Genomic DNA, 12,793 nt, shown 5'->3' on the forward strand with positions numbered 1-12,793 from the left:
CCGGGGACTCTAACGTGCGCTCACAAGTAACCTCAACGCCCATGGAGGCAAGGCACCTCGGCCGTACCGGCCTGCGCGTATCCCGAATCGGCCTCGGCACCCTCACCTGGGCGCGGGACACCGGCGAGAGGGACGCCGCCGACCAGCTCAAGACGTTCTGGGAAGCGGGGGGCACGCTGGTCGACACGGCCGACGTGTACGGGGACGGCGGCGCCGAGTACCTCCTGGGCAGGCTGCTGGAAGGCCTCGTGCCGCGCCGCGATCTGGTGGTCGCCACCAAGGCGGGAAGCGTGCCCGACCCCGACCGCCGCTTCGACTGCTCGCGCGGACATCTCCTGGCGGCGCTCGACGCCTCCCTGGAGCGGCTGCGCACCGACTACGTGGACCTGTGGCAGGTGCACGCCTTCGACCCGGCGACACCTCTGGACGAGACGCTGCAGGCCCTGGACATCGCAGTCAGCACCGGCAGGGCCCGCTACGCGGGCGTCTCCAACTTCAGCGGCTGGCAGCTCGCCAAGGCTGCCACCTGGCAGCTCGCCGCCCCCGGTGCGCGCACCCGGCTGGCGAGCACACAGATGGAGTACTCGCTGCTCCAGCGCGGCGTCGAACGTGAACTGCTCCCCGCCGCCCTCGACTTGGGTCTGGGCCTGCTGCCCTCCTCGCCGCTGGGCCGCGGGGTGCTCACCGGCAAGTACCGCCGTGCCGACCCGCCTCCGGAATCCCGCGGGGCCTCCGAGCATCTGGCACCCTTCGTCGCCCCGTATCTCGACGAGACGGCCGGGTCGATCGTCGACGCCGTCTCGACCGCAGCCGACGGTCTGGCGGTCTCACCGCTGCAGGTGGCGCTGGCCTGGGTGCGGGACCGGCCGGGAGTGGCCGCGCCGATCGTCGGTGCGCGCACGGCCGCGCAGCTCACCGAGGCGCTGTCAGTGGAGGGCCTTAGTCTTCCTGACGAGATCTGCCGCGCGCTCGATGATGTGTCGGCGCCGGTGCACCGCTATCCCGACCAGGACTGGAGCGAGCTGTGACGGACGACAAGGCAGCCGAACTCCTCGCGGCGGTACGGGCGGTGGAGAGCGGCGAGCGCTCCGCCGCGTCGTTCTTCACCGAGTCCGGACAGCAGCCGTCTTCGCCGCGCCCGCAGGCGCCCGCGGCATCGGCGGGCCCGCGACCGGCAGCCGCCGCGAGCGGCGCTGCGCAGCGCGGCCCGGTCACTGTGACGGACGAGTTGCGCGAAGTTCTCGCCGAGGGCGGCGCACCGGGGACGCTCGCCCCGCGAGTCGCGGAGGCGCTCGGCGAGCAGGCCGGCGGGCTGCTGCGTTCCGACCCGTGGCAGCTGCTCGCCGTCCGGGGCGTGACGCCCGAGCAGGCGGACGGCTTCGCCCGCGCCCTGCTCGGCGACGACAGCGGCCCCGGCGACGAGCGTCGCGCGCAGGCCCTCGTGGTGTGGCTGCTGGAGCGCGCGGCGCTGGCCGGGCACACGGCCCTGGAGCCGGCCGGCCTGTCCAAGGGCCTCTCCCAGCACGCGGTCCCGGAGCCGGACGAGGCGGTCCGTACGGCCATCGACGCGGGAGCCGTCCTCGTCTTCGAGGACGCGCTGGACGCGATGCCCACGGGCGGGCTTCCGCCGCCGCCCGCCCCGGGCGGCGAGGGCCAAGGCGGCGAGGGCCAGGGAGAGGCCGAAGAGCGGCCCGTACGGCTGTTGTTGGGGCTCGACCGCTATGCGCTCGCGGAAGAGAGCCTCGCGGACGGGCTCGGCCGGCTGATCAGCGCTTCCGCCCAGGCGGCGTCGTCGGCCGACGCGCCCCCGGAAGTCCCGGCCCGCTGGGAGGCGGCCGCCGCCTCCGCTCCGTCGCCCTCCGCGGCGGAGCTGATCCGGGCGGCCGCCGTGCACGGCCTGGTCGCCCACACCGGCGGCGAGGCCGCCCGCGCCGAGCCCGCCGCGCTCCTCGCCGCAGCCGCGCGGTCGGGGCTGCGGGCCTGCGCCGCCGTACACAGCGCGCGCGGACGCGACCGACTCACCGGCCTGCTGCCCGGCAGTGCCGACGACGACGGGGGCGATCAGACGGCTCCGCAGGTCGTCACGGTCGCCGGGCTGCTCGACGGCCGGGAAGGTCCGGCGCGGGACGCGGAGGGCGCCTGGGAGCTCGACCTGCTGATCGTCTGCGACGCACCGCAGCTCGACGCGGAGACCGCCGCCGCCCTCGTGGAGTCCCTGCCCGACGGTGCTCGGCTGGTGCTCAGCGGCGACCCGAACGTGCTCGGTTCGGCCGGGCCCGGCGAGGTCTTCGCAGACGTCCTCTCCAGCGGCGCCTGTCCGCGCATCGCCTCGCGCACTCCGGATCCCGGTCCGGTCGGCGAGCTCGTCTCCGGCATCGGCATCGGCGAGCTGAACCAGGTGGAGGCCCCCGGCAAGGAGGTCGTCATCGTTCCGGTGCGGGACGCGGGCGAGGCGGTCCACCGCACCGTTCAGCTCGTGGCCGACTCGGTTCCCCGGGCGATCGGCGTCCCCTCCGGCGACACCCAGGTGATCACCACGGGCCACGGCGGAGCTGCCGGCACCCGCGCGCTGAACGCCGCACTCAAGGAGCGGCTCCACCCCGGCCCCGGGCGTCTCGGCGGCTTCGACCCGGGCGACCGCGTGGTCCACACCCCCTCCCGTGGCCGTACGGAGCCGGCCGTGGTCGTCTCCGGCGAGGAGGACGGGCTGCGCCTCGAGCACGCTGTGACGGGAGAGAGCGTCGTCGTCGCACGCGACCGCGTCGCGGAGGAGCTCAGGCTCGGCTGGGCGGTCACGGCCCACCAGGCCGCGGGCATGAGCTGGCCGGCCGTGGTCGTCGTGCTGCCGGGCGATGCCGCCCCGGTGCTCACACGGGAGTGGGTGTACACGGCCTTCGGGCGGGGCGAGCGGCATCTGTCGGTCGTCCACGGCGCGGAGGACGCCCTTCCCCGCGCTGTCGCTTCGGTGACCGCTCCGGCCCGCACCACACGGCTGCGGGCACTGCTGACCCAGTCGGCGCGAGCGGCACGAGCAGCGGCGGTCCCGGACGCCGGGAGCGGGACGCCGGACGGGCCTGGAGACCAGCCGCAGGCGGAGCTCCCGTAGTAAGAGGCTCCGCGTCACGAACGGGAGAAGCCGCCCGTACCGGAGGAGCGCGGAACGCACAGGACGCCTGCTGCCGCCGGCGGGCCGGAAGCGGCGCCGCCCCTGCGGGTCACACCACCTGTGCGGTCACTCTTCGTCGTCCAGTTCGATGTCGGCCTCGTCGAAGACGGAGCTGACGTCGAAGCGGCAGATCACCCTTTCGGGGTCGGCCTGCTCGAACGGCGCTGTCAGCCACTCCCCCGGCTCACTCGGCTCGTCGGCCGCCGCCACCCACAGCGTCGAGTCGCCCTCGTCCAGACCGAACTCCTTGTGCCGGGTGGCGATCTCGTCGGCCTCGTACTCCCCGAAGAGGACGCCCAGTGCCGCGTGCACGCTGCCGCCCGCCGAGCCCGTGGCAGGGCTGCCCTCGTCCGCCGAGTCCGGGTCGAGGTCGGTGACCCGCTGAGCCTGAGCCAGCAGCCTCTGCGGCTCCACGACGGTGTAGTCCCGCCGGATCAGCACGCTCAGGGCGCTGGGAATCTCGGGGCCCGTGTAAGCGGGCATCGAGTCCCCTCCGGGGATCTCGAACGGAGTGACCTCGTCGTACTTTTCGTAGAGCAGCTCGTCGTAGGTTTCGCCCGCCGCGGCGAGTTCGTCGAAGGCGGCGTAGACAGCCGTGTCGGAGGCGCCGTTCCCGTTGTCTTTTCCGGCCCCTTCCGCCCGGCGCTCGACCGCTTCGAGGTGCCGGTCCAGCGCGGCTTTCACCGCTTCGGCGGCGGCGCGTACGTCGGCAGCGGTGGGCTGCTCAGCATCAGACATAGTGCAGACGCTATCCGGATCCGTCCTCTGCCCGCACAATAGATGAGATGCCGGAATACGAATTTCGCGATGTGTACGTTCCTCGCGGGGTGTCCCGCAAGGCGGCGACCCGACTGCTGACCGACCATGCCGAGTACGGGCACTGGGAGTTGGCCCGTACACGGCTCTACCCCGACGGCAGCCGCAGGGTGCGGCTGCGCCGCCGGATCATCCGCCAGCTGCACGCGACCTGGTGAGCCTCCCGGAGCGAGGAGGCGGCACCACGGACAGGCCGGACAGGACAAGGCGGCGGAGCGGGCCCCACCCGTGTGGTGCCCGCTCCGCCGTCTTTCAGGCTGTCCCTACTCAGCGCCGCGCGAGCCGCGAGGCACGACGGTAGAGAACGAAGCCGCCGATCATCAGGCCCGCGCTCAGCGGTGCGCCGATGCCGATCATCTCGCCGGCACCGGTGTGCGCCAGCTCGCCGGTGATCGGCTCGGACGCGGTCCGCACGTCGGACGTCGGGGTGACGTCGTTGCCGCCACCGGGGTTGTCCGGGCCGCCCGGGTTCTCAGGCCCGGGGTCGTCCGGGCCCGGGTTGTCCGGTCCCGGGTCCTCCGGCCCGGGGTCCTCCGGGCCCGGGTTCTCCGGCTCCTCGTCGGTCGGCGGCGTCACGTCGGAGTCGCCGCCGCAGTCGCCCGACGCGCTGTTGGAGTTGCCGAGCGCGCTGATGCCGTTCCCGCACACGTTGACCGGGACGTCGACGGGAGCCTGGACGTTGTTCCCGGAGCCGATCCCGCCCGAGTCCCCGGCGGTGCCGCTCGTCCGCGTCGAGCCGCTGTCGCCGCAGCTGCCGCCCGATGCCGAGTTGAGAGACCCGAGGACGCTCACCGTGTTGCCGCACACGTTGACCGGGACGCTGATGGGCGCCTGGACGTTGTTGCCCGCAAGCACCCCGGACCCGTTACCGGCGACTCCCTGAGTCGCGGAGTCCGCGAACGCCGTACCTCCCGAGAACGTGGCGAGCACGCCGCCCGCCGCGGCCACGGTGATCAGGCCTTTTCTGGTGACCTGTCGCATGGTTCTGATTCCCCTGCCTTGCTTTCTGTGAGTACTACAAGGACGCACGTAGGGGAGGGATCGGTGAATTCGTGTGTCCGCCCCCCTTGGAAGGCCGGACGGCATCGAGGCCGCGTACATACGCGCTGCGCCGCCTGGCTTCACTTCGTCATGCGTTGAGGATGACCTCAGTTGCCGGGGCAGGCGTTGCCGCCGGCCATGTTCATGTTCCCGATCACGGACACCGTGTTGCCGCAGACGTTCAGCGGGACATGGACCGGGGCCTGCACGTTGTTGCCGGAGGCAACACCGGGAGCGTTTCCGGCGGCTCCCGCAACCCCCTGGTCGGCAGCGGCGACGCCCGCACCCGCGAGCATCAGACCACCGGCGGCAGCCGCGACAGCGGCGACCTTCTTGATCATGAATTCCTCCTCGTTGGCATGCGGTTCAAACTGCGAACCGCACCACCTGTAACGAAGATGGAGGAATCCGGGTACGAGCCGACGCGGGCATTCACCCATTCCGGGCTCCAGCGCACAGCTGCCCGAATTTCACGCCCGTACGGACGGACGAAGGATCGCACACCGTTCCGGGAAATCCGGCGGCGTCTCCTCCGAACTGACCGTACGGGCGGCTCAGTTCGGCACCGGCGGACCGAGCGCTGACCGAGTCAGCACTTGTCCAGGAAGCGGTCGAGTACACGGACCCCGAATTTCAGCCCGTCCACCGGCACCCGCTCGTCGACCCCGTGGAACATTCCGGCGAAGTCGAGCTCGGGCGGCAGTTTCAGCGGGGCGAACCCGAAGCAGCGGATGCCGAGGTCGTCGAACGACTTGGCGTCCGTGCCACCGGAAAGCATGTACGGCACCGCCCGCGCGGCCGGGTCCTCGGCCTTCAGCGAGGTCTGCATGGCGTCCACCAGCGCACCGTCGAAGCTCGTCTCAAGGGCCTTGTCGGCGTGGACGTCCGAGCGCCGGACGCGAGGCCCGAGGACCCGGTCCAGATCGGCGAGGAACTCCTCCTCGTGGCCTGGCAGGAAGCGGCCGTCGACGTGGGCGGTGGCCTGGCCCGGGATGACGTTGACCTTGTAGCCCGCGCCGAGCTGGGTGGGCGCCGCGGTGTTCTGCAGGGTGGCGCCGATGATCTTCGCGATGCCGCCGAGCTTGGCGAGCGTCTCCTCCATGTCCTCGGGGTCGAGTTCCGTGCCGAGGGCGTCGGACAGCTCGTCCAGGAACGAACGCACGGTCTTGGTCACGCGCACCGGGAACTTGTGCCGTCCCAACCGGCCCACGGCTTCGCAGAGTTCTGTGATCGCGTTGTCGTTGTTGGTCATCGACCCGTGCCCGGCCGTGCCGTCGACCGTCAGCCGCATCCAGTGCATGCCCTTCTGGGCCGTCTCCACCAGATACAGGCGCAGGTCGTCGTTGACCGTGAAGGAGAATCCGCCGACCTCGCCGATCGCCTCGGTGACGCCGTCGAAGAGGTCGCGGTGGTTGTCGACCAGGTGACGCGCCCCGTAGAGGCCACCGGCCTCCTCGTCGGCGAGGAAGGCCAGCACAACGTCGCGCGGCGGCCTGCGTCCGCTGCGCAGCCGGTCACGTACGACCGCGAGGGTCATCGCGTCCATGTCCTTCATGTCGACGGCGCCGCGACCCCAGACGCAGCCGTCCGCGATCTCCCCGGAGAAGGGGTCGTGCGTCCAGTCCGCGGCGTTGGCCGGCACGACGTCCGTGTGCCCGTGGATCAGCAGGGCCGGACGGGAGGAGTCCTCCCCCGCGATGCGGGCGACCGTGGAGGCGCGGCCCGGACTGGACTCGAAGATCTCAGGTTCCAGACCGACTTCGGCGAGCTTCTCCGCGACGTACTCGGCGGCGGCACGCTCCCCCGGACCCTCGTTGTTGCCGTAGTTGCTGGTGTCGATCCGGATGAGATCGCGGCAGAGGTCGACGACCTCGCTCTCGGCGCCCGGTCCGTCACCGGCCGGTGCAGGGGTCGACTGGTTCACGCTGCCTCCTCGTATAGCCGCGGGGTCCGTCCCCATACTCCCTCTCACAGCGCGGGCACCCAAGAGCAGGGCGGGGAGCCGGGGTGATCGGGACCCCCGGTCGCAGTGTTAAAGTTGTCTCCGGCCGCACGCCGAAGGCGGGCGCCGCACCTTGTCGGGGTGGCGGAATGGCAGACGCGCTAGCTTGAGGTGCTAGTGCCCTTTACAGGGCGTGGGGGTTCAAGTCCCCCTCCCGACACATCCACAGCGCACCGCAGATGGTGCCGACCGGGGTTCCGGTCGGCACCGTTTGCGTCTCATGGGCCGGGCCGGGCTGAGGCCGAGGGCCAAATGAGCTTCAGGCGCCCCTCGTTGGGCCGCGCCCGCCCGGCCCGATGCGGCCGGGCGGCGGGAAGGCGCTCGGCGCAGGTCGGCGCCCGGGACTGGAAGCCGCATTGGCCTATACCAGCTGCCCTCGTCCCCGTATCCTCATCTCTGGCCGGTGGCACACCATCCCCCCACCCAGGTTGCGTGCCGGCACGGGCGACGACCCACGCGACTCTGCCCCCGAGCAGCCGGGTGAACTCTCGATCCGCCGCCTCCAGGAGGGTCACCATGAAAGTTCGCACCAGAAGCTCGGCGATCGTCGGCACCGTCTGTCTCGTCGCGACCTGTCTCGTCGCGGCGTTGGCCTTGAACACGGCGTCCGCCGACGAGCCCGCCGCTCCGCGTCAGGCGGAGGTCGTACTCAACGAAGTGGCCACGGCCGAGAACCCGGCCGCGGGCAAGGCAGGGCCGGGCGACACGGTCTGGATAGCCGAACGCGCCGGCCGCGTACGGGTCCTGGACGATCAGGGGCTCGGCGAGCCAGTCCTCGACATATCCGACGAGACCACCACCGACGGCGAACGCGGCCTGCTGGGCATCGCGTTCGACAAGGAGTTCGCGCACTTCTACATCTCGTTCACGGACCTCGAAGGCACCAGCACCGTGGACGAGTTCGCCATGGAGGGCGGCGAGATCCAGCCGGACACCCGGCGCACCGTCCTCACCCAGGAGCAGCCGTACGCGAACCACAACGGCGGCGACATCGCGTTCGGCCCCGACGGCATGCTCTACATCGGGTTGGGCGACGGGGGCTCGGGCGGCGATCCGCACGACCACGGACAGAACCTCGGCACTCTGCTCGGCAAGCTGCTGCGGATCGACCCGGGCGGCGGCGACCCGTACGCGATCCCGCCTGACAACCCGTTCGTGGACGACCCGGACGCGAGGGACGAGATCTGGGCGTACGGGCTGCGCAATCCGTGGCGGTTCTCCTTCGACGCGGGGACGGGCGACCTGCTGATAGGGGACGTCGGCCAGAGCAAGCGCGAGGAGATCGACTGGGCGCCGGCCGGCAGCAAGGGCGGTGAGAACTACGGCTGGTCACGCATGGAGGGCACACTCGTGTTCTCGGGCGAGGAGCCCGAGAACCACGTGCCGCCGGTCCATGAGTACGGCCGCGACGGGCTGGCCTGTTCGGTCACCGGCGGATATGTGTACCGGGGCGAGGCGATACCGGACCTGCGGGGCCAGTACCTCTTCAGCGACTACTGCGACGGCACCGTCCGCGCCCTGCAGATGGACAACGGCGAAGTGACCGGCGAGACCGACCTCGGGGTCAACGGCGGCGAGGTCGTCGCGTTCGTGGAGGACGGCGACGGCGAACTGTACGTACTCGACATCGGCGGCAGCGTCTCCCGCATCGACCCGGCGTAGCGAGCCCGGTGCGGCGGGTCCGGCACAACGGGCCCGGGTCCGGCTCGCGTTCGTACCGGTGCTCCCGCCGTATCTGCGGCGGGGGCACCGGCCGGCGCCCGCAGAGGAACGCCGGCCGCCTACGCCGTGTTCATGATCGCTCTGGACGGTCTCGCCACGGCCGTCCGTACGGTACGGCGCGCACCGCGGCTCGAAGACGTGTGGCGTACGGAGTGATCCGGCGTGCGAGCGGTGCCGTGTCTGCTCCTCATCCGCCAGGCACGGTCAGCGGCTGCGCCTCACCCCTGTGCCGTTCCCGCGGCCGCACGCCTGAGCGTGGTGGCGGCGCGCCCCGCCCGGTGTGCCCGGTGCAGGGAGAAGAGGGCTGCGCCGCCCGCGAGGACGGCGAGGGCCGGTTCGAGCAGCAGCAGTGCGCCGCCGAGCAGGACGCCCGTGGCGCCGATGATCTGCCACTGCCGTGCCGAGGTGCGGTAGCCCTCCAGGGAACGCTCGACCTCGGACGGGCCGGGGAGCGGGCGGGCAGAGGGGGAAGCGGTCGCCGGCCGCGCCCCCTCGTGCACGCCGAGCCAGAAGTTCACGGCGGCGGCGACCACGAACACCGCTGCCCACACCGGCGCGTCATGCGACGCCCGTACGGCTGCGAGCCCGAGGAAGCCCAGGCCGATCACCATGTAACGCCACTTCAACCGCCGGTTCATGAGATGACCTCCGCGTACGAGAGCATCGCGATGACTCCGCAGACCGTGAGGAACACCGAGCCGACGGCCACGAGGCTGCGCAACAGCTTGCTCATCCGGTACTCGGTGGGCATGTTGACCTTGTCGATGTAGAGCAGTCCCGCGCCGTAGATGCCGCAGGCGAAGACACCGCCGACGATGGACGCGGGGGTGATCAGATCCACGAAGTCCGCTCCCGTGGCGATCATCAATATGGCGCCGATGCCGGTCCAGACGTAGACGTAGGGCCTGATGCCCCGCTGGCCGCGGGCGCGGACCTTCTCCGAGACGGCCGCGAGACTCTCGTACGTCGTCCAGGAGTACGCCTCCCACAGGGCGTAGACGGTGCCGAAGAGCACCATGACGATGGCCACGATGTAGAAGTACTCGAAGACCGGTGCCACCCCGGCGAGGAACTGCGACTGGTAGGTCAGCACGTCGTTGCCCTCGGGAACCTGCTGCTTCTCCCCGAGTATCGCCGCACCGTTGATCATGAACGCCGCCGCGATGACGGCCATCGCGAGGAACGCTGCCATCATGTCGAAGAGGGGGGCACGGTTCCACGCGCGGGCCTTCTCCACGTCCTCGGGCTCTGCGGAGAGCGGGATACGGGCCCTGGACTCCTGCGCGGCCAGCCTCCGGCCTATCGCGTCGACGTCCCGGTGCCCGAGCATCCCCCACTTCTTCTCCCGGAGCATGCCGGTGTAGCCGATGTAGTCGTACATGCCTCCGCCGAGGCCGCCCATGAACACCACGAGTTCGACCCAGACCGAAGTCTCGGGGATCTCCGGGTACTTGTCGGCCACGAACGGGGCGTACTCGAAGCTGCCGGGCACCAGGCCGCCCAGCACGCCGAGCCAGTCGGGCTGCGCGACGAAGACCCCGATCAGGACGAGCACCACCATCAGGCCGGCGATGACGACCTGCACCCTCTCCAGCACCGTGTAGCCGCCCGCCCAGGACAGCACCGCCGCGAAGAGGAGGATTCCGATGGCGTAGGCGGTGGCGTTGCCCGCTCCCTGCGATGCGAGGAAGTCGCCGAGCGCGACGGCCACTCCGCTCGCCCAGCCCGGGAACGAGGCGAGGCAGATCAGCGCCAGCAGCACCGGAAACCAGCCGCGCGGACCGGGCATGACCTTGCCGAAGCGCGTCATGGGGTGTTCGCCGGTGAGCGTGATGTGCCGGTTGGAGGCGTAGACGAGCGCCCCCTTGGCGACCGTCCCCACGACGATCGCCCACAGAACGGTGTAGCCGAAGACCGCGCCCTCGCGCGAGGCGAGGATCGATTCGCCGCTCCCGATGGTGAGCGAGGCGATGATCGCGCCGGGGCCGAAGAACTTGAGGACCGTGGCGAGGCTGAAGCCTCCCCGTCGCAGCTCCGGGGGTGGTTCCGGGAGACGCAGCACGGGCTCTGCGTTGCGACCGATTTCTTCTGTGGCCATGTCAGTCCAGACGATCGTCTTCGTATATCCTATAGGATACGTGGAACAGGTCGTACGATTATTCGAGCCGGTCAGCTGCGGCGTCAAGGGAGTGGACCGCTCTCGTTTACGTCACGCAAGCACCGGGGCCAGCACACTCAGGGGGACACACCATGGACGGGTCACCTGCGGAAACGGCGCGCGGCGCGGCGCCGGCGACACCACTGCCCCGGCGTCAGATGCTCACGGACGACGTCCACGAGGCCGTCAAGGCACTGATCATGGACCACGCCATCGCGCCGGGCGAGCGGGTCTCGATCGACGGGCTCGCCCGCCAGCTCGGGGTCTCCCCCACCCCCGTACGGGAGGCGCTGGCCCGGCTGGAGACGGCGGAGCTGGTGGTCAAGGAGCCTCTGCGGGGATACCGGACCACGCCGCTCCTCAACCGCGAACAGCTCGCCGACCTCTACCGGTTCCGGCTGCTCATCGAGCCGTGGGCGGCGGCGAGGGCCGCCGAGAAGGCGGACGAGCGCGGCCGCGGGAGGCTGCGCGCGGAGATGGCGGCCTGCGACGCCCCTCACGAGGCGACGTACGACGCCTACAAGGCACTGACGGCGCACGACACCCGCTTCCACGTGCTGGTGGCGGAGCTGGCCGGAAGTGCGCAGGTGCGGCTCGCGTTCGAGCGCACCCACTGCCACCTGCACATCTTCCGGCTCTACTACGACAGCGGCATCGGCCGGCGGACGCTGGAGGAGCACCGCGCGATCACGGACGCCGTCCTGGCCGGGGATCCGGGGGCCGCCGAGGCGGCCATGCGGACACACCTGGAGACGGCCTATTACGAGCGGCTGCGGCCGGTGTCGGAGGCCTCGGGCGCGGAGCCGACCTGACGGAGCATGGCCTGCCGCAGTCCTTGCCGTCTGCTCAGTAGTCGTACATGCGGGCCGAGTACGGCCTGCTGGTGCCGGTCCCCGTGCCGCCGTCGCTGCTCATCGAACCTTCCTCTGCCGGGCGGGAGCGGGCCTCACCGGTCGTACTCCTTCTGCAGACCCGTCAGATACGCACGGGCGTCGGGGACGAGCTTCGCGGCGAGCTGGGACATGCCGGTGTGCGTCTCCAGATGGGGCACGACGTCGCGGCGCTGGTCGTAGTAGAGCGCGCTGGTCAGCCCCACTTCGGTGTAGACGATGTCCTGCAACTCCCGCTCCCCGAAACGGAAGTATGTGAAGTGGCCGCTGGTGCCGGGGTGCGCGCCGGCGGCGAGCGGCAGGATGCGCAAGGTGATCCGCGGCCTTTCCAGTGCCTCGATGAGCCGGCCGATCTGGGTGCGCATCACCCGCGGCGGGCCGACGAAGCGGCGCAGCGCGGCCTCCTCCATGACCACCCAAAGGGACGGTGCGTCCGGGGAGTCGAGCAGGTCCTGGCGGCGCAGCCGCAGTTCGACACGCTGCTCGACGGCCTCCGCCGGCGCCTCGGGGAAGCCGGCGCGTATGACGGCACGTGCGTAGTCCGCGGTCTGCAGCAGCCCGGTGACGTAGTGCGGTTCGTAGACGCGCAGCACACTGGCCGAGGTCTCCAGACTGACGTAGGCGCGGAACCAGTCGGGCAGGGCGTCCCGGAAGGAGTGCCACCAGCCGGGCTTGTTGGCCTGCTCCGTCATCGCCAGGAACTCGCCGGCCTCTTCGGGCCGGACCTCGTACAGCTCCAGCAACGCCTTGACGTAGGGCAGCTTGAAGCCCACCTGACCGCTCTCCAGGCGGCGTACGGTCAACTGATTGACGTCCAGGACGCGTGCCGCGTCGGACAGGCCCAGCCGGCGCTCCTCACGCAGCTCACGCAGCCGCTTGCCCAGGACGATGCGCAGCACCGTGGGGGCGTTCTGACCGCTCGGCAGCGGGCCGCCGCTCACGCGCAACCTCCTGACCGGGTGACAAGTACGTGCGAGAACACCTCAGTTGAACGGCGT

Annotated in this window: 12 protein-coding genes and 1 tRNA gene; 6 read left to right on the forward strand and 7 right to left on the reverse strand. The window is 71.0% G+C overall.

The genetic code is table 11. The features are described 5' to 3' along the window. Positions 1-41 precede the first annotated feature (41 nt). Positions 42-1,028, forward strand: a complete 987-nt coding sequence (locus AN215_RS02390) for an aldo/keto reductase (RefSeq protein WP_070012435.1) — start codon at positions 42-44, stop codon at positions 1,026-1,028. Continuing rightward, entirely contained in the window at positions 1,025-3,106 is a 2,082-nt protein-coding gene (locus AN215_RS02395; RefSeq protein ID WP_070031092.1) for a helix-hairpin-helix domain-containing protein, read from the forward strand. Before AN215_RS02390 ends, AN215_RS02395 begins: the two co-directional genes overlap by 4 nt. Before the next feature lie 126 nt (positions 3,107-3,232). Here AN215_RS02395 and AN215_RS02400 read toward each other — a convergent pair whose 3' ends face one another. Then, on the reverse strand, positions 3,233-3,904 hold the full coding sequence (locus tag AN215_RS02400) for a hypothetical protein (RefSeq protein WP_070012433.1): 672 nt from the start codon (positions 3,902-3,904) through the stop codon (positions 3,233-3,235). Between the two features lie 47 nt (positions 3,905-3,951). Between AN215_RS02400 and AN215_RS02405 the strand changes: the two genes are divergently transcribed. Next, positions 3,952-4,140, forward strand: coding sequence for a DUF5703 family protein (locus AN215_RS02405; protein WP_037976561.1), 189 nt, complete (start codon positions 3,952-3,954; stop codon positions 4,138-4,140). Positions 4,141-4,249: 109 nt separating this feature from the next. Here the strand turns inward: AN215_RS02405 and AN215_RS02410 are convergent, their stop codons facing one another. From AN215_RS02410 to AN215_RS02420, 3 genes are all read right to left on the reverse strand, one after another. Beyond that, entirely contained in the window at positions 4,250-4,963 is a 714-nt protein-coding gene (locus tag AN215_RS02410) for a chaplin family protein (RefSeq protein ID WP_070012431.1), read from the reverse strand. Positions 4,964-5,130: 167 nt separating this feature from the next. After that, positions 5,131-5,364 carry a chaplin gene (locus tag AN215_RS02415; RefSeq protein ID WP_070012430.1) on the reverse strand — a complete coding sequence of 78 codons (234 nt, stop codon included), beginning with the start codon at positions 5,362-5,364 and terminating at the stop codon, positions 5,131-5,133. A gap of 248 nt (positions 5,365-5,612) precedes the next feature. Further along, positions 5,613-6,947 (reverse strand): M20/M25/M40 family metallo-hydrolase, encoded by a 1,335-nt coding sequence (locus AN215_RS02420; protein WP_070012429.1) that lies wholly within the window; start codon positions 6,945-6,947, stop codon positions 5,613-5,615. 153 nt (positions 6,948-7,100) lie between these two features. On the opposite strand from AN215_RS02420, the gene AN215_RS02425 reads away from it, so the two are divergent. Both AN215_RS02425 and AN215_RS02430 read left to right on the forward strand, forming a co-directional pair. Continuing rightward, a tRNA-Leu gene (locus AN215_RS02425) sits at positions 7,101-7,185 on the forward strand. A gap of 356 nt (positions 7,186-7,541) precedes the next feature. Beyond that, positions 7,542-8,687 (forward strand): PQQ-dependent sugar dehydrogenase, encoded by a 1,146-nt coding sequence (locus AN215_RS02430; RefSeq protein WP_070012428.1) that lies wholly within the window; start codon positions 7,542-7,544, stop codon positions 8,685-8,687. Positions 8,688-8,965: 278 nt separating this feature from the next. Here AN215_RS02430 and AN215_RS02435 read toward each other — a convergent pair whose 3' ends face one another. Beyond that, the gene (locus AN215_RS02435) at positions 8,966-9,385 is read right to left on the reverse strand and encodes a hypothetical protein (protein WP_070012426.1); all 420 of its coding nucleotides are present in this window, start codon (positions 9,383-9,385) and stop codon (positions 8,966-8,968) included. Beyond that, entirely contained in the window at positions 9,382-10,845 is a 1,464-nt protein-coding gene (locus AN215_RS02440; RefSeq protein ID WP_079122608.1) for an Nramp family divalent metal transporter, read from the reverse strand. The genes AN215_RS02435 and AN215_RS02440 overlap by 4 nt, the downstream gene beginning before the upstream one ends. Before the next feature lie 152 nt (positions 10,846-10,997). Here AN215_RS02440 and AN215_RS02445 point away from each other — a divergent pair, with 152 nt between their 5' ends. Beyond that, positions 10,998-11,717, forward strand: coding sequence for a GntR family transcriptional regulator (locus tag AN215_RS02445; RefSeq protein WP_070012423.1), 720 nt, complete (start codon positions 10,998-11,000; stop codon positions 11,715-11,717). A gap of 134 nt (positions 11,718-11,851) precedes the next feature. Here AN215_RS02445 and AN215_RS02450 read toward each other — a convergent pair whose 3' ends face one another. After that, positions 11,852-12,736, reverse strand: coding sequence for a Sco1979 family transcriptional regulator (locus AN215_RS02450; protein WP_070012422.1), 885 nt, complete (start codon positions 12,734-12,736; stop codon positions 11,852-11,854). Positions 12,737-12,793: the final 57 nt, after the last annotated feature.

The organism is Streptomyces abyssalis, assembly GCF_001751365.1.
GTDB classification, from domain to species: Bacteria; Actinomycetota; Actinomycetes; order Streptomycetales; family Streptomycetaceae; genus Streptomyces; species Streptomyces abyssalis.